This is a genomic window from Pseudomonas sp. GW822-FHT03F04, from assembly GCF_058801405.1.
The window spans coordinates 39,479-56,483 of the sequence record NZ_JBXANF010000017.1; the positions used below are offsets into that span (position 1 = coordinate 39,479).

At 60.6% G+C, this 17,005-nt stretch carries 18 protein-coding genes; 15 read left to right on the forward strand and 3 right to left on the reverse strand.

Annotation, left to right across the window (positions count from 1 at the left end; all coding sequences use genetic code 11):
• Positions 1 to 297 precede the first annotated feature (297 nt).
• Positions 298 to 651 carry a hydroxyisourate hydrolase gene (uraH, locus tag AC1RMX_RS29040; RefSeq protein ID WP_011333195.1) on the reverse strand — a complete coding sequence of 118 codons (354 nt, stop codon included), beginning with the start codon at positions 649 to 651 and terminating at the stop codon, positions 298 to 300.
• A 420-nt stretch (positions 652 to 1,071) separates the two neighbouring features.
• Here uraH and puuE point away from each other — a divergent pair, with 420 nt between their 5' ends.
• The 8 genes from puuE (at position 1,072) to AC1RMX_RS29080 (ending at position 9,139) form a co-directional block, all read left to right on the forward strand.
• Complete coding sequence (puuE, locus tag AC1RMX_RS29045) at positions 1,072 to 1,998, forward strand: allantoinase PuuE (RefSeq protein ID WP_007960032.1); 927 nt, start codon at positions 1,072 to 1,074, stop codon at positions 1,996 to 1,998.
• The gene (gene uraD, locus AC1RMX_RS29050; protein ID WP_493073844.1) at positions 1,995 to 2,510 is read left to right on the forward strand and encodes a 2-oxo-4-hydroxy-4-carboxy-5-ureidoimidazoline decarboxylase; all 516 of its coding nucleotides are present in this window, start codon (positions 1,995 to 1,997) and stop codon (positions 2,508 to 2,510) included. The genes puuE and uraD overlap by 4 nt, the downstream gene beginning before the upstream one ends.
• Before the next feature lie 87 nt (positions 2,511 to 2,597).
• Positions 2,598 to 3,593, forward strand: coding sequence for an allantoicase (gene alc / locus AC1RMX_RS29055; protein WP_007960036.1), 996 nt, complete (start codon positions 2,598 to 2,600; stop codon positions 3,591 to 3,593).
• A gap of 120 nt (positions 3,594 to 3,713) precedes the next feature.
• Positions 3,714 to 4,217 (forward strand): ureidoglycolate lyase, encoded by a 504-nt coding sequence (locus AC1RMX_RS29060; RefSeq protein WP_007960046.1) that lies wholly within the window; start codon positions 3,714 to 3,716, stop codon positions 4,215 to 4,217.
• 51 nt (positions 4,218 to 4,268) lie between these two features.
• Entirely contained in the window at positions 4,269 to 5,582 is a 1,314-nt protein-coding gene (locus AC1RMX_RS29065) for a urate hydroxylase PuuD (protein ID WP_134825964.1), read from the forward strand.
• A gap of 169 nt (positions 5,583 to 5,751) precedes the next feature.
• Entirely contained in the window at positions 5,752 to 7,110 is a 1,359-nt protein-coding gene (locus AC1RMX_RS29070; RefSeq protein ID WP_085608811.1) for a nucleobase:cation symporter-2 family protein, read from the forward strand.
• Between the two features lie 85 nt (positions 7,111 to 7,195).
• Complete coding sequence (locus AC1RMX_RS29075) at positions 7,196 to 7,981, forward strand: outer membrane protein OmpK (protein WP_096822935.1); 786 nt, start codon at positions 7,196 to 7,198, stop codon at positions 7,979 to 7,981.
• Positions 7,982 to 8,353: 372 nt separating this feature from the next.
• Entirely contained in the window at positions 8,354 to 9,139 is a 786-nt protein-coding gene (locus tag AC1RMX_RS29080) for an outer membrane protein OmpK (protein ID WP_096822934.1), read from the forward strand.
• Between the two features lie 38 nt (positions 9,140 to 9,177).
• Here the strand turns inward: AC1RMX_RS29080 and AC1RMX_RS29085 are convergent, their stop codons facing one another.
• A complete protein-coding gene (locus AC1RMX_RS29085) occupies positions 9,178 to 10,350 on the reverse strand; it encodes a patatin-like phospholipase family protein (protein WP_102622512.1) in 1,173 nt (390 codons plus the stop codon).
• A gap of 35 nt (positions 10,351 to 10,385) precedes the next feature.
• Positions 10,386 to 11,318: a lipid A biosynthesis lauroyl acyltransferase gene (locus AC1RMX_RS29090; protein ID WP_096822932.1), complete on the reverse strand. Its 933-nt coding sequence runs from the start codon at positions 11,316 to 11,318 to the stop codon at positions 10,386 to 10,388.
• Between the two features lie 117 nt (positions 11,319 to 11,435).
• On the opposite strand from AC1RMX_RS29090, the gene minC reads away from it, so the two are divergent.
• From minC to AC1RMX_RS29125, 7 genes are all read left to right on the forward strand, one after another.
• Positions 11,436 to 12,173: a septum site-determining protein MinC gene (gene minC, locus AC1RMX_RS29095; RefSeq protein ID WP_096822970.1), complete on the forward strand. Its 738-nt coding sequence runs from the start codon at positions 11,436 to 11,438 to the stop codon at positions 12,171 to 12,173.
• Positions 12,174 to 12,342: 169 nt separating this feature from the next.
• On the forward strand, positions 12,343 to 13,155 hold the full coding sequence (gene minD, locus AC1RMX_RS29100; RefSeq protein WP_096822931.1) for a septum site-determining protein MinD: 813 nt from the start codon (positions 12,343 to 12,345) through the stop codon (positions 13,153 to 13,155).
• Complete coding sequence (gene minE, locus AC1RMX_RS29105) at positions 13,155 to 13,409, forward strand: cell division topological specificity factor MinE (protein WP_003223146.1); 255 nt, start codon at positions 13,155 to 13,157, stop codon at positions 13,407 to 13,409. The genes minD and minE overlap by 1 nt, the downstream gene beginning before the upstream one ends.
• A 91-nt stretch (positions 13,410 to 13,500) precedes the next feature.
• On the forward strand, positions 13,501 to 14,136 hold the full coding sequence (locus AC1RMX_RS29110) for an RluA family pseudouridine synthase (protein WP_085732336.1): 636 nt from the start codon (positions 13,501 to 13,503) through the stop codon (positions 14,134 to 14,136).
• Between the two features lie 46 nt (positions 14,137 to 14,182).
• The gene (locus AC1RMX_RS29115) at positions 14,183 to 15,283 is read left to right on the forward strand and encodes a hypothetical protein (protein ID WP_192560140.1); all 1,101 of its coding nucleotides are present in this window, start codon (positions 14,183 to 14,185) and stop codon (positions 15,281 to 15,283) included.
• 120 nt (positions 15,284 to 15,403) lie between these two features.
• Positions 15,404 to 16,693 carry a M18 family aminopeptidase gene (locus AC1RMX_RS29120; RefSeq protein WP_096822929.1) on the forward strand — a complete coding sequence of 430 codons (1,290 nt, stop codon included), beginning with the start codon at positions 15,404 to 15,406 and terminating at the stop codon, positions 16,691 to 16,693.
• 126 nt (positions 16,694 to 16,819) lie between these two features.
• A complete protein-coding gene (locus tag AC1RMX_RS29125; RefSeq protein ID WP_173861399.1) occupies positions 16,820 to 16,996 on the forward strand; it encodes a hypothetical protein in 177 nt (58 codons plus the stop codon).
• Positions 16,997 to 17,005: the final 9 nt, after the last annotated feature.

Sequence of the window (17,005 nt, forward strand, 5' to 3'; positions counted from 1 at the left end):
AAGGCCGATCGGCAGTTATTTTCTCGCACCCGGACTGGTCAACCGATTGCCACCTCCCGACCTGCTGAACGGCATTCGCTCAGCGGGCCGCCATGCCTATGTCGATCTTGTCGAGGGCGGAACGGTGCAGATCGGACCGGATGCACAGACACGGTGTTTATCGTGCGCGACGGACATGCACGGCTGTGATTGCAACCGACTAAACGAGGGACGAAAAAAAGCCCGCAGTGTGAGCGGGCGAAAGACCAAAGAAGCTATATGCGCAGTCGCTTCCCGGTAGGGGCAGCTGCTTGGGGGTCAGCTGCCCCGATAGGTGGAATAGCTGTAAGGCGAGATCAGCAACGGTACGTGGTAATGATCCTGCTCGGCGGAGATGCCGAACCGCAGCACCACCACGTCCAGAAATGCCGGCTCCGGCAACTGGACGCCACGGGCGCGGTAGTAATCGCCGGCGTGGAACTGAACCTGATAGACACCGGTACGGTAGTCATCGCCTTGCAGCAGCGGCGCATCGACCCGGCCATCGCTGTTGGTAAGCGCACTGGCGACCAATTCCAGGTGCGAACCTTCAACGCGGTACAGCTCGACCTTGATCGAGCTGCCCGGGCAACCGTGTGCAGCGTCCAAAACGTGTGTTGTCAAACGTCCCATTGATTCTGCGCGCCTGCCTGCGTGGAGCAGTCAGACTTCGCGCCTCCCGAAGTCAGTTGAAAAGGAGACCGCACCGTTTCGGAGCACGAAAAGCTGCGGCGAGCGATTGATTAAGACACTTTTCAAAAAAATTGTACACAATAAAAACGACATTTTTCCTCTTACTCCCGCCATCCTCCGATTTCCCGGTGATCTGCCCTTGCACCATGCATTCATTGAACCCCCAGTCCATTAGCTGACTGGTCAGGCAGGTTTCTTGCAGGCTCACGCCATTAGCAGTAAAAGATGACAGCCGGTGAAAAATGCGAAAATTCAGGCTTACAAATTGAGAATAAAGTTGTATACAATCAGCCCATCGCTGTGACGCCAGCCTGTGCAGGCCGTTACACAACCTGTCAACGAATAAGAAGGAAGACTGCAGTGAGCGCTGACTACCCACGCGACCTGATCGGTTACGGCAGTAACCCTCCTCACCCACACTGGCCGGGCAATGCCCGGATCGCCCTGTCGTTCGTACTCAATTACGAAGAAGGCGGCGAGCGCAACATTCTGCACGGCGACAAAGAATCGGAAGCCTTCCTCTCGGAAATGGTCGCGGCCCAGCCTCTGCAAGGCGCGCGCAACATGAGCATGGAATCGCTTTACGAGTATGGCAGCCGTGCCGGCGTCTGGCGGATCCTGAAACTGTTCAAGGAATTCGACATTCCGCTGACCATCTTCGCCGTGGCCATGGCCGCCCAGCGCCACCCGGACGTGATCCGCGCGATGGTCGAGGCCGGCCACGAGATCTGCAGCCACGGCTACCGCTGGATCGACTACCAGTACATGGACGAGGCGCAGGAACGTGAGCACATGCTCGAAGCGATCCGCATCCTCACCGAACTCACCGGCGAGCGCCCACTGGGCTGGTACACCGGTCGCACCGGCCCGAACACCCGTCGTCTGGTGATGGAAGAAGGCGGTTTCCTCTACGACTGCGACACCTACGACGACGACCTGCCCTACTGGGAACCGAACAACCCGACCGGCAAGCCGCACCTGGTGATCCCGTACACCCTGGACACCAACGACATGCGCTTCACCCAGGTCCAGGGTTTCAACAAGGGCGACGATTTCTTCGAATACCTCAAAGACGCCTTCGACGTGCTCTACGCCGAAGGCGCTGAAGCGCCGAAAATGCTGTCGATCGGCCTGCACTGCCGTCTGGTGGGCCGTCCGGCGCGTCTGGCTTCGCTCAAGCGTTTTATCGAATACGCCAAAAGTCATGAACAGGTGTGGTTCAGCCGTCGCGTCGACATCGCGCGTCACTGGCACGAAACCCACCCGTACCAAGGGGCTGCCAAATGAGCACCTTTCAAACCCTGAAACCGTCGACCCTGAGCCGCGACGCCTTCGTCAAAGCCTTCGCCGACATCTACGAACATTCGCCATGGGTGGCCGAAAAGGCCTTCAACCTGGGCCAGGACCCATCGATCGACCAGATCGAAACCCTGCACCAGCGCATGAGCGACATCCTGTTGAGCGCCGATCACGCCAGTCAGCTGGCACTGATCAACGCTCACCCGGACCTGGCCGGCAAAGCTGCCGTCCAGGGCGAGTTGACCGAAGCCAGCACCAATGAACAGGCTGGCGCCGGTATTCACCAATGCACGGCCGAAGAGTTTTCTCGCTTCACCGAGCTGAACGACGCCTACAAGGCCAAGTTCAAGTTTCCCTTCATCATGGCGGTAAAAGGCAGCAACCGGCATCAGATCCTCGCGGCGTTCGAAACGCGCATTCACAACCCGGTCGACACCGAGTTCAAGTGCGCGCTGGCGGAGATCAACAAGATTGCCCTGTTCCGTTTACTGACTCTTTAGCGAGCATGGCCCGAGCGTGTCAGACGCGGAGAACGCCCAGGGCCTCGCAAGCATCCCAAGCCACTTATTTAAAGGCAGACAAGAAGAATGAAAGCTTACGCCGTACCTTTCGAGAAGTTCGTCAACCTGGCCGATGCCCGCCTGGGCACCAAAATCATCTCGGTCACCGATGACTGGTTCGCAGACGCCAATCGTCTGTTTCAGCCGACCCCGGCCGTGTGGAAGGAGGGCGTGTTCGATGACAACGGCAAGTGGATGGACGGCTGGGAATCGCGCCGCAAGCGCTTCGAAGGCTACGACAGCGCGGTGATCCGCCTGGGCGTACCGGGTTCGATCAAAGGCGTGGACATCGACACTTCATTCTTCACCGGCAACTTCCCGCCATCGGCCTCTCTGGAAGCGTGCTTCCTGGCGTCGGGCGAGCCGGACGAAAACACCCAGTGGACCGAAGTGCTGTCGGCCGTCGAGCTGCAGGGCAACAGCCACCACTACCACGAAATCAGCAACGACAAGGCGTTCAGCCACCTGCGCTTCAACATCTACCCGGACGGCGGTGTTGCCCGTCTGCGCGTGTACGGCATTCCGTTCCGCGACTGGTCGGCAGTCGGTGACAACGAGCAAGTGGACCTGGCAGCAGCCCTCAACGGTGGCCGCGCCCTCGCCTGCTCCGACGAACACTTCGGCCGCATGAGCAACATCCTCAACCCGGGCCGTGGCATCAACATGGGCGACGGCTGGGAAACCGCACGTCGTCGCACGCCAGGCAATGACTGGGTAATCGTCGCGCTGGGCCACCCGGGCGAGATCGAGAAAATCATCGTCGACACCCTGCACTTCAAGGGCAACTACCCGGACACCTGCTCGATCCAGGGCGCGTTCGTCAAGGGCGGCACCGACAGCCAGATCGAAACCCAGTCGCTGTTCTGGCGCGAACTGCTGCCGAGCCAGAAGCTGGAAATGCACGCCGAACACACTTTCGTCGAGCAGATCAAGGCTCTGGGCCCGATCACCCACATCCGTCTGAACGTGTTCCCGGATGGTGGTGTGAGCCGCCTGCGCGTACTGGGCAAAGTCGCTAAATAAGCGCTGAACCCGATCGCCAGCAGGCTGGCTCCCACAAGGGAATGTATTCCAGATGTGGGAGCTGGCCTGCCAGCGATAGCAACAGAACCAACAACACAGAATTCGGATAAGAAGAACAGCATGCGCACACTGACGATTGAACCGCTGACCAAAGAAGCCTTCGCCCCTTTCGGTGACGTGATCGAAACCGACGGCAGCGATCACTTCATGATCAACAACGGTTCGACCATGCGCTTCCACAAACTGGCGACGGTCGAAACCGCGACGCCTGAGGACAACGCGATCATCAGCATCTTCCGCGCCGACGCGCAGGACATGCCGCTGACCGTGAGCATGCTGGAACGCCATCCGCTGGGCAGCCAGGCTTTCATTCCGCTGCTCGGCAACCCCTTTCTGATCGTGGTCGCGCCACTTGGCGATGAACCTGTATCAGGCTTGGTCCGCGCCTTCGTCACCAACGGCAGGCAGGGCATCAATTACCATCGCGGCGTCTGGCACCATCCGGTGCTGACGATCGAAAAGCGGGATGACTTCCTGGTGGTTGATCGCAGTGGCACAGGCAATAACTGCGATGAGCATTTTTTCAAAGAGGATGAGCGTTTGATCCTCGCCCCCCACCAATAAGAGAAGGTCCGATCACTCGACAACAAGAGTGACGGGCGAGAGGTAAAGACTGTGGAAGCACATCTGTTGGAATGGCTGAACCTGAGCGTGCGCTGGGTTCACATGATCACTGGCGTGGCCTGGATCGGCGCGTCGTTCTACTTCGTCTGGCTGGAGAACAACCTCAACCGCGTCAACCCGAAAACCGGTCTTGCCGGTGATCTGTGGGCGATCCACGGCGGCGGTATCTATCACCTGGAAAAATACAAACTGGCCCCTCCGTCGATGCCGGAGAACCTGCACTGGTTCAAATGGGAAGCCTACTTCACCTGGATGTCGGGGATCGCGCTGCTGTGCGTGGTGTTCTACTCCAACCCCGTGCTCTACCTCGTGGCACCCGGCAGCGGCCTGACCGGTCCTGAAGGCGTGGCCATCGGCATCGGTTCGCTGATCGCCGGCTGGTTCATCTACGACTTCCTCTGCGATTCGCCACTCGGCAAGAAACCCGCCCTGCTCGGCTTCATCCTGTTCGTGCTGATCATCGGCGCGGCGTATGGCTTCAGCAAGGTGTTCAGCGGTCGTGGTGCGTACCTGCACGTCGGCGCGATCATCGGCACCATCATGGTCGGCAACGTGTTCCGCATCATCATGCCGGCGCAACGCGCACTGGTGGCTGCGATCGCCGAGAACCGCACGCCGGATCCGGCCCTGCCGGCCAAAGGCCTGCTGCGTTCGCGTCACAACAACTACTTCACCCTGCCGGTGCTGTTCATCATGATCAGCAACCACTTCCCGAGCACTTACGGCAGCCAGTACAACTGGTTGATCCTGGCCGGGATCGCAGTGTTGGCGGTGTTGGTGCGTCACTACTTCAACACCCGTCACGACAGCCACAAGTTTGCCTGGACTCTGCCAGTGGCAGCGGTAGGCATGATCACCCTGGCTTACGTCACCGGCCCTGCGCCGATGCCGACCGCGCCGGAAGTGGCCAAGGCACCTGCGAAAATCGAGTACCAGCCGCTGCCGGAAACGGCCCTGGGTGGTGGCGCGAAACCGGCTGAAGCGGCACAACCGGCCGCACCTGCTGCACCGGCCGCCGCTCCGGCTCAGGCGTCCAACGCCGGCCCTGCGTTCGACAAGGTGCACAACGTGATCCAGGAACGCTGCGCGGTCTGCCATTCGGCCAAACCGACCAGCCCGCTGTTCAGCGCGGCACCGGCCGGTGTGATGTTCGACACCCCCGAGCAGATCCGCCAGAACGCGGCGCGGATCCAGGCGCAAGCCATCACCACGCAGATCATGCCACTGGGCAACATCACGCAGATGACCCAGCAGGAACGTGACCTGATCGGTGCATGGATCGCGCAGGGAGCCCAGACCAACTAAGCCGCAAAAACCTCGCGCGCAGGCTCGCGCCCACACGGATCATCCGGATCCTGTGGGCGCTGGCTTGCCTGCGATTGGCCGCATAAGCGGTCTGCCTGATGCAAAGAGGACAGCGGCAAGCAACCCGGCCGCTGTTCATCACAAGAATAAAAAAGATCCGAGGTGTTGCATGTCCGAGCTGTCCAAAGCGCGCATCCCCGACGCACCCGCCATTCAGCGTTTGCCCCTTTTGCAACTGATCCTGGTCGGTTTGCAACATGTTCTGCTGATGTACGGCGGCGCCATCGCGGTACCGCTGATCATCGGACAGGCCGCTGGCCTGAGTCGTGAAGAAATCGCCTTCCTGATCAACGCCGACCTGCTGGTCGCCGGCATCGCCACCATCGTGCAGTCCTTAGGGATCGGCCCGATGGGCATTCGCATGCCGGTGATGATGGGGGCCAGTTTCGCCGCTGTCGGCAGCATGGTCGCCATGGCCGGCATGCCCGGCATCGGTCTGCAGGGGATCTTCGGCGCTACCATCGCCGCCGGGTTCTTCGGCATGATCATCGCGCCGTTCATGTCCAAGGTCGTGCGCTTCTTCCCTCCTCTCGTGACCGGCACGGTCATCACCTCGATCGGTTTATCGTTGTTCCCCGTGGCCGTGAACTGGGCCGGTGGCGGCGCTGGCGCCGCTCAATTCGGTTCACCGATTTACCTGGCCATCGCTGCGCTGGTGCTGGCCACCATTCTGTTGATCCACCGCTTCATGCGCGGTTTCTGGGTCAACATTTCCGTGCTGATCGGCATGTGCCTGGGCTACGTGCTCTGCGGCGCCATCGGCATGGTCGATCTGAGCGGCATGGCCAACGCGCCATGGGTTCAATTCGTCACCCCGCTGCATTTCGGCATGCCGAAGTTCGAACTGGCGCCGATCCTGTCGATGTGTCTGGTGGTGGTGATCATCTTCGTCGAGTCCACCGGGATGTTCCTCGCACTGGGCAAGATCACCGGCCAGGAAGTCTGCCCGCGCATGCTGCGTCGCGGCTTGCTGTGTGATGCCGGCGCATCGTTCGTTGCCGGTTTCTTCAACACCTTCACCCACTCCTCCTTCGCGCAGAACATCGGCCTGGTGCAGATGACCGGCGTGCGCTGCCGCTCGGTGACCATCGTCGCCGGCGGTTTGCTGATCGTCCTCAGCCTTCTGCCGAAAGCGGCGTTCCTGGTGGCATCGATTCCACCGGCGGTACTCGGCGGCGCAGCGATTGCGATGTTCGGCATGGTGGCGGCTACCGGTATCAAGATCCTGCAAGAGGCCGACATCGGCGACCGGCGCAATCAGTTGCTGGTAGCGGTAAGCATCGGCATGGGCCTGATCCCGGTGGTGCGCCCGGAATTCTTCGCCCACTTGCCATTGTGGATGAGTCCGATCACCCACAGCGGGATCGCCATGGCCACCCTCAGCGCGCTGACGCTGAACCTGTTGTTCAACATCCTGGGCGGCGCCGAACGCGCGGCCATCAACGACTGTCACGCACACCCGCACTGATCCGAAGAGTAAAAGAGGGGCTCGCCAACGCCAGCCCCCTCGCGACAGCTTTGCCTCAAACAATAAAAACAAGAGGGAGCAACAGATGATCCGGACTCAAACCAACGTGTTGTTGAGCGGCGGCCTGCTGGCCGCATCGCAAGCCATGGCCGGCGATTTATTGCTGTGGCAGACCAACAGCCTGAGCTATCTGTACGGCAAGAACTTCGCGATCAACCCGTCGATCCAGCAGACGGTGACGTTCGAGCACGCCGACAAGTGGAAGTACGGCGACAACTTCCTGTTCGTCGACAAGATCTTCTACAACGGCCAGGAAGACCGCAACAAAGGCCCGCACACCTTCTACGGCGAATTCACCCCGCGCTTCTCGTTCGGCAAGATCTTCGACCGCAAGCTCGAGTTCGGGCCGATCAAGGACGTGCTGCTGGCGATGACCTACGAGTATGGCGAAGGCGAGAGCGAGGCCTATCTGATCGGCCCGGGTTTCGACCTGAAAGTACCGGGCTTCAACTACGTCACCCTGAACATCTTCCGCCGCCAGACCGAAGGCCCGCGCCCCGGTGATGGCGTCTGGCAGATCACCCCGGGCTGGTCCTACAGCATTCCAGTGGGCAATTCCGATGTGCTGATCGATGGCTACCTCGACTGGGTCGTCGACAACGACGAAAACTCGCGCGGCACCTATCACGCCAACCTGCACATCAATCCGCAGATCAAATACGACCTGGGCAAAGCCCTCGGCTGGAGCCAGAAGCAGTTGTATGTCGGCACCGAGTACAGCTACTGGAAGAACAAATACGGGGTCGAAAGCAGCCACAACCTCGACACCAATCAGAACACCGCCAGCCTGCTGGTGAAGGTGCACTTCTAAGATGACCCGCAACCGTGCCCCCTACCTGTCGTCGGTGCTCTGTTGCGGGGCACTTGAGACCTGGCCGTTGAGTCAGTATTCTCCGCGGCCTTCTGAATTCGGTCTAAAAAAAAGCCCGGATTTAATTCCTGACCAACGGGCCAACTTATCCCGGCCCCGGTCAGTACCGAGGCGTCCCGAAAACACGCTCAGTCGACTGTTTTTCAGCAGCCGACGGGCGTTTTTTTGCTTTTCGAAAAGCCTTGGCTCAGCTCTTGCTAACAGCATGAAAGCTGACCGGATGGATGATTTTTGCAGCAACGAAAAAAGGCGCCACACCAGAGCGCCGACTCAAAAAAATAAACGTGGAACACCTACTTTGGGAGCAACCGAATGAAACGTATGAGCACCAGCCTGATGCTTGCGGGAACCATGCTGGCCGGGGGTCAGGCCATGGCCGACGGTCTGCTGCAATGGCAGAACAACAGCCTGACCTACCTTTACGGCAAGGATTTCAAGGTCAACCCGGCCATCCAGCAGACGGTCACCTTCGAGCACGCCGATGCATGGAAGTATGGGGACAACTTCCTGTTCATCGACAAGATCTTCTACAACGGCAAGCCAGACGGCGGCGTCGGCAACAACACCTATTACGGTGAATTCAGCCCACGCCTGTCGCTCGGCAAGATCCTCGACCAGAAGATCGAATTCGGCCCGATCAAAGACGTGCTGCTGGCGATGACTTACGAGTTCGGTGAGGGTGACGTCGAGTCCTACCTGATCGGCCCGGGCTTCGACCTGGCGATTCCGGGCTTCGATTACTTCCAGCTGAACTTCTACCAGCGTCACACCGAAGGCTCGCGTCCGGGTGACAACGTCTGGCAGATCACCCCAGTCTGGTCCTACACCATTCCGGTCGGCAATTCGAACGTGCTGATCGACGGCTACATGGACTGGGTGGTCGACAACGACGTCAACAGCAAAGGCGAATACCACGCCAACCTGCACTTCAACCCACAGGTCAAATACGACCTGGGCAAGGCGCTGAATTTCGGCGAGAAGCAGTTGTACGTCGGTGTTGAATACGACTACTGGAAAGACAAGTACGGGATCGATGACACCCGTGCCTTCACCACCAATCAGAACGTGACCAGCTTCCTGGTGAAGTTCCACTTCTGATAGTGCTGCGGATGGCGCCCGCCAGGGCGCCATCCGTTTCAGGCCGGAACCACCGCCTCGCCGATTCCGAGAAACCGGCACAGCTCATCGCGCTTGGCCAGTGCATCGCGCCGCCCCAGGTCGATCAGTTCACTGCAATACCCCGCCTCGAACAACAAGTAACTCAACACCCCTGCCCCGCTCGTTTTGGTCGCCCCCGGACCACGTAAAAACAGCCGCAACGCCGCCGGCAATTCCTGACGATGCCGCGCCGCGATTTCATCGATCGGCTGACTCGGCGAGATCACCAGCACTTCCACTGGCGCCACACCCAAGGCACGCGTTGGCGTTCCGTCGGGCATCAGATGGCTGAACTGGTTCAGACGCTGAAGCAGCTCGATGTCGCTTTCCAGGCTGTCAATGAACGTACTGTTGAGCATGTGCCCGCCGATCTGCGCCAGCGTCGGCTGTTGACCGGTGTAAGTGCGCTCCAGCGGTTGTGCCGGGTCGAACCCGCGCGGGTTGCCGCTGACGCCCACCACCAGCACCCGGCTCGCCCCCAAATGCAGTGCCGGACTGATCGGTGCCGACTGCCGCACCGCGCCATCGCCGAAAAATTCCTCGCCGATTTTCACTGGCGCGAACAACAGCGGAATTGCTGAACTGGCGAGCAAGTGCTCCACGGTCAATTGCGTCGGCACGCCGATGCGCCGATGACGCAGCCAGGCATCGATGCTGCCGCCGCCCTGATAGAAGGTCACCGCTTGCCCCGACTCGTAGCCGAACGCGGTCACCGCCACCGCATGCAACTGCTTGCGGGCGATGGATTCGGCGATGCCGGGCATGTGCAGTTTTTCATTGAGCAGATGGCGCAGCGGCGAGCTGTTGAGCAGCGCCACCGGCAGTTGCCGGCCCATACCCAGCAGGCTGTGGCTGACGAAACGACTGGCCTGGCGGATCACCCCCGGCCAGTCGCTGCGCAACACGCGATGACTGCGAAAGCCTTGCCAGAACAGGGTCAGGCGTTCGATGGCGGCGCGAAAGTCCGTGGCGCCGCTGGCGAGGCTGACCGCGTTGATCGCCCCGGCCGAGGTGCCGACGATCACCGGAAACGGATTGTCCGCGCCCAGCGGCAGCAGTTCGGCAATCGCCGCCAGCACCCCCACCTGATACGCCGCCCGAGCCCCGCCGCCGGAAAGAATCAAACCTGTGACCGGTTCAGCTGGGCTCATCGCAACGCTCCGTGGTGCTTATGGGATTGGGTGGATCAACGACGTTTGGCGTACAGCTTCGGCTCGCCCGGCGGACGACTCTTGAAGCGACGATGCGCCCACAGGTACTGCTCGGGGCAATCGCGCAACACGCCTTCTACCCACTGATTGATGCGGATGCAGTCGGCTTCTTCAGTCTCGCCCGGGAAACCTTCCAGCGGCGGATGGATCACCAGACGATAGCCGCTACCGTCGGCCAGACGCTCCTGAGTGAACGGCACCACCAGTGCCTTGCCCAACCGGGCGAACTTGCTGGTGGCGGTGACCGTCGCGGCCTGAATGCCGAACAACGGCACGAAGATGCTTTGCTTGGCGCCGTAATCCTGATCCGGTGCGTACCAGATCGCACGCCCGGAACGCAGCAGCTTGAGCATCCCGCGCACGTCGTCACGCTCCACTGCCAGCGAATCGAGGTTGTGCCGCTCGCGGCCCTGACGCTGGATAAAGTCGAACAATGGGTTCTTGTGCTCGCGGTACATGCCGTCGATGGTGTGCTGCTGGCCAAGCAGCGCTGCGCCGATTTCCAGGGTAGTGAAATGCACCGCCATCAGAATCACGCCCTTGCCTTCGCGCTGGGCCTGTTGCAGGTGCTCCAGGCCTTCGACGTGAGCCAGTTTCGCCAGTCGCTGACGCGACCACCACCAGCTCATCGCCATTTCAAAGAAGGCGATGCCGGTGGAGGCAAAGTTTTCCTTGAGCAGGCGTTTGCGCTCGGCAGCGGATTTTTCCGGGAAACACAGTTCCAGATTGCGCTTGGCGATGCGCCGCCGGTCGCCGGCGAAGCGATACATCAAGGCACCGAGAAAGCGACCGATGGCCAGCAATGCCGGATACGGCAGTTGCACGATCAGCCACAACAGCCCCAGGCCGCACCAGAGCGGCCAGAAGCGTGGAGCAAGAAATGCTTTTCGAAAACGCGGGCGATCCATTAAAGCTTCCGTAAATACAGTGGCCGCGCATTCTACATCGTTCGACCCGGCTTGCGGCTGGCGGGCGTTCTCGTTATAAGTCTCGGCACTTTTAGTGACAAGCCGTTGTATGCCGACATGAGCCAAACCGAATCGCCAGACCAAGATCCCGTGTTCCAGCTGAAGGGCAGCATGCTCGCCATTACGGTGCTGGAACTGTCCCGCAACGACCTGGACAGCCTTGATCGGCAATTGGCCGCCAAAGTCGCCCAGGCACCGAATTTCTTCAGCAACGCGCCGCTGGTTCTGGCGCTGGACAAGTTGCCGCCGAGCGAAGGCGCCGTCGACCTGCCGGGCCTGATGCGCGTGTGCCGCCAGCACGGTCTGCGCACCCTGGCGATCCGCGCCAGCCGCATCGAAGACATCGCCGCCGCCATCGCCATCGACATTCCGGTGCTGCCGCCGTCCGGCGCCCGCGAGCGACCGCTGGAAACCGCTGAACCCGTCGCACCGAAGAAGCCGGAAAAACCGCCTGAGCCGACCGTCAAACAGACCCGCGTCATCACCACGCCAGTACGTGGTGGCCAACAGATCTACGCCCAGGGTGGCGATCTGGTGGTGGTTTCCTCGGTCAGCCCGGGGGCGGAACTTCTCGCCGATGGCAACATCCATGTATACGGCCCGATGCGCGGTCGTGCGCTGGCCGGGGTCAAGGGCGACACCAAGGCGCGGATTTTCTGTCAGCAATTGAGCGCTGAACTGATCTCCATCGCAGGCCATTACAAGGTTTCCGAAGACCTGCGTCGCGATCCGATGTGGGGTTCGGGTGTACAGGTCAGCCTATCGGGCGACGTGTTGAACATCATTCGGCTTTAACGGATACTGCCGCATTTTCCAAGCATCTCTAAAACGTAGCGAAAACGGCTCAAACGAAGTAGGAAAAAGGCCAAAAGCCAAATTCCAGCCAAGGCTGTCCGACTGCAGTAGTTTTCAAGAGATGTTTTTCAGGGGCTGAACAGTCCTTCTTCCTTAGGGGTGAAACACCTTGGCCAAGATTCTCGTGGTTACATCCGGCAAGGGTGGTGTGGGTAAGACCACCACCAGCGCCGCTATCGGTACCGGCCTCGCTCTGCGCGGCCACAAAACAGTGATCGTCGACTTCGACGTGGGCTTGCGTAACCTTGACCTGATCATGGGTTGCGAGCGCCGCGTGGTGTATGACTTCGTCAACGTCGTGAACGGCGAAGCCAACCTGCAACAGGCCCTGATCAAAGACAAGCGCCTGGAAAACCTCTATGTACTGGCCGCCAGCCAGACCCGCGACAAAGACGCGCTGACCGTCGAAGGCGTGGAAAAAGTCCTGATGGAGCTCAAGGAACAATTCGAGTTCGTGGTCTGCGACTCCCCGGCGGGCATCGAGAAAGGCGCCCACCTGGCCATGTACTTCGCTGACGAAGCGATCGTCGTGACCAACCCGGAAGTCTCCTCGGTACGTGACTCGGACCGCATGCTCGGCCTGCTGGCCAGCAAGTCCCGTCGCGCCGAACGTGGCGAAGACCCGATCAAGGAACACCTGCTGATCACCCGCTACCACCCGGAGCGCGTTGAAAAGGGCGAAATGCTCGGCGTCGAAGACGTCAAGGAAATCCTCTCGGTGACCCTGCTGGGCGTGATCCCGGAATCCCAGGCGGTGCTCAAGGCTTCCAACCAGGGCGTCCCGGTCATCCTCGACGACCAGAGCGATGCCGGCCAGGCCTACAGCGACACCGTCGACCGCCTGCTGGGCAAAGACAAAGCACACCGGTTCCTCGATGTCGAGAAGAAGGGATTCTTCGAGCGCCTGTTTGGAGGTAGGTAATGAACCTTTTTGACTTCTTTCGTGCCAACAAAAAGCCAAGCACTGCCTCGGTAGCGAAAGAGCGTCTACAGATCATCGTGGCGCATGAGCGCGGCCAGCGCAGCACGCCGGATTACCTGCCAGCCTTGCAGAAGGAACTGGTGGACGTGATCCGCAAGTACGTCAATATCGGCAACGACGACGTACATGTTGCACTGGAGAGCCAGGGCAGTTGCTCGATTCTGGAACTCAACATCACCCTGCCAGATCGCTGAGTCGATCCGGCAGGAACGACGGCGGCTCAGGGCCCTTCCGACACCGGAGGGGCCCTGAGCCGCCGTTGGCATTTGTTACGAGGCTGTTTTAATGCCGCTGTCCAACATCCACATCATCCATCAGGACGCCGCCGTTCTGGTGGTGAACAAACCGACCCTGTTGCTCTCGGTGCCCGGCCGGGCCGACGACAACAAGGACTGCCTGATCACTCGCCTGCAGGAAAACGGCTACCCGGAAGCGCGTATCGTCCATCGTCTGGACTGGGAAACCTCCGGCATCATTCTGCTGGCTCGCGACGCGGACACCCACCGCGAACTGTCGCGCCAATTTCATGACCGCGAAACCGAAAAAGCCTACACCGCCCTGTGCTGGGGTCAGCCGGAACTGGACAGCGGCAGCATCGACCTGCCCCTGCGCTACGACCCGCCAACCAAGCCACGCCACGTGGTCGACCACGAATTCGGCAAACACGCCCTGACCTTCTGGCGCGTGCTGGAACGTTGCGGCGACTGGTGCCGCGTCGAGCTGACGCCGATCACTGGCCGCTCGCACCAGCTGCGCGTGCACATGCTGTCCATCGGTCACCCGCTGCTCGGTGACGGGCTCTATGCTCATGAGCAAGCCCTCGCCGCCTGGCCGCGCCTGTGCCTGCACGCGAGCATGCTCAGCTTTACCCACCCACAGTCCGGCGAGCGCTTGCGCTTCGAATGCCCGGCTCCGTTTTAAGCACTGCCTGACCGGCAGCCGCCTGTTTTAAAGGATTTTGTTCCGGATGAGTTGTACTGATTCCCTGGCAACACCCGTCAAGAAGACCCGTCATCAACTGCTCTACCTGATTTACGGCAACCAGGATGTTTACCGGCGCGAAGCCAAGTTCAGCATCCTGACCGCCCTGTCTCAGGCCAGGACCGGCAAACGTCCGGCGATCAGGATTCTCACTGACCGGCCGCAGGACTACGAAGGCTGGCCGGTCGACACCGTGCTGCTCGACGAGCCGACCCTGACCCGCTGGCAAGGCGAAAACGGCTATCACCACCGACGCAAGGCTTGCGCGATTGCCGCCGGCCTGCAGCTGGCTGAAAAGACCTTGTTCGTCGACACCGATACCCTGTTCACCAGTGACCCGAACCGTCTGTTTCAGGACATCACCCCGGGGCAATCAGTGATGGATCGTTTCGAATACGACTGGAAAGACGTCTTCGAGCGCGACGACTACCTGAAGCTCGGCCGCGACCTCAGCACCCACGGCGTAACCCCGGACAACGGCTTCAAGCTCTACAACAGCGGGCTGTGCGGCGTAACCGACAGCGACGGGAAATTGTTCGAAGAGTCGATCCGTCTGATCGACGAATGGACGGCCGACGGTTTCGAGATCCATACCATCGAACAGATCGCTCTGTCGTTCGCCCTGCGCAAGCGGCCGGTGGTCGAGGCGCGCAAGTACATCTATCACTACTTCGCGGAAAAGCGTTTCTTCCATGCGATGCAGGCGTTCTTCTTCTCCCAGCACGGCGAGAAGTTCAGCCAGCGCCTGGTGGATCTGTGCAAGGACGTGCCGAGGGTCAAGCCGTTTCCGTCCGCCTGGCAACGCCTGAAAATCAAATGGAAGCTGCGCAACCAGAGCGGCACGATGCGCAAGGTCGGCCGTGACCTGTTGTACGGCAGCGCCGCGCCGGATCATCCGTACTACAGCGCCTGTCGCCATGAATGGTGGGAATGTGCCTCGCGGGAGATTCTTCGTTGGGACGAGAGCCGTCAGAAAAAGCTCCTGAGCCAGAGCCGATGGCCGCAACAACTGCCGCGCCCGGAGCGGCCTGAAGATGAAAAAATCATCATGAACTACCTGAAAAAACGCGTGACCGCCGCCCGCTGACCCACACTGTCCACTGCGGGAGCCTGCCCCCGCAGTGGATCTCCTTTTACATTCGATTTCGATTGTGGCCTGCGCACCGGCATGCGTTAAACTCCCGCCCATTGCTGTCTGGAGCTTCTTATGCGCGAAGAGTTGAACCAAGGCCTGATCGACTTCCTCAAGGCCTCCCCTACCCCGTTTCACGCCACCGCCAGCCTTGTTCAACGCCTGGAGGCCGCCGGTTATGTGCGCCTCGACGAGCGCGAGACCTGGCACACCGAAGCCAATGGCCGTTACTACGTCACCCGTAACGACTCCTCGATCGTCGCGATCAAGATGGGCCGCAACTCTCCGCTGCACGACGGCATCCGCCTGGTCGGCGCCCATACCGACAGCCCGTGCCTGCGAGTCAAGCCGCAACCTGAATTGCAGCGCCAGGGTTTCTGGCAGCTGGGCGTCGAAGTCTACGGCGGCGCGCTACTGGCACCGTGGTTCGACCGTGATCTGTCGCTGGCCGGCCGCGTTACCTTCCGCCGCGACGGCAAGGTCGAGAGTCAGTTGATCGACTTCAAGGCCCCGATCGCGATCATTCCCAACCTGGCCATCCACCTCAACCGGGAAGCCAATCAGGGCTGGGCGATCAATGCCCAGACCGAACTGCCGCCGATTCTCGCGCAGTTCGCCGGTGACGAGCGTGTGGACTTCCGCGCAGTCCTCACCGATCAACTGGCCCGCGAGCACGGCCTCAATGCCGACGTGGTGCTCGATTACGAGCTGAGCTTCTACGACACCCAAAGCGCCGCCGTCATCGGCCTGAACGGTGACTTCATCGCCGGCGCCCGCCTCGACAACTTGCTGTCGTGCTACGCCGGCCTGCAAGCCCTGCTGACCGCCGACACCGATGAAACCTGCGTGCTGGTGTGCAACGACCACGAAGAAGTCGGCTCATGCTCGGCGTGCGGCGCCGACGGCCCGATGCTGGAACAGACCCTGCGTCGCCTGTTGCCCGAGGGTGATGAGTTCGTACGCACCATTCAGAAATCCCTGCTGGTTTCGGCCGACAACGCCCACGGCGTGCACCCGAACTACGCCGAGAAGCACGACGCCAACCACGGCCCGAAACTCAACGCCGGCCCGGTGATCAAGGTCAACAGCAACCAGCGCTACGCCACCAACAGTGAAACCGCCGGGTTCTTCCGTCATCTGTGCATGGCCGAAGAAGTCCCGGTGCAAAGCTTCGTGGTACGCAGCGACATGGGTTGCGGTTCGACCATCGGCCCGATCACCGCCAGCCACCTGGGCGTGCGCACGGTCGACATCGGCCTGCCGACGTTCGCCATGCACTCGATCCGCGAACTGTGCGGCAGCCATGACCTGGCCCACCTGGTCAAAGTGCTGAGCGCGTTCTACGCCAGCCGCGAATTGCCGTAACCGGTTCTGTGGCGAGGGTGCTTGCTCCCTCGCCACGTCGACTGCGCAGTGACTGTGATACACATCACCACCGGTCGGCAAAATTCCACCTAGACTTAAATCATCCCCTACGACAAGGCTGTCGCCATGATCTCGATGTCTGCGTTCCACGCCATGCTCATTCCGATACTGTGCGGAATGATTCTGCTGGCGATCGGCTTCAACTTCCGCGACAAGAACGCCGGAGTGTTCGCCATGTGGATCGGCATGCTGTTGATCCTGGCCACCGTGGTCTACAAGATCCTCGCCAAACTCAACGAATAAATCCGCGCT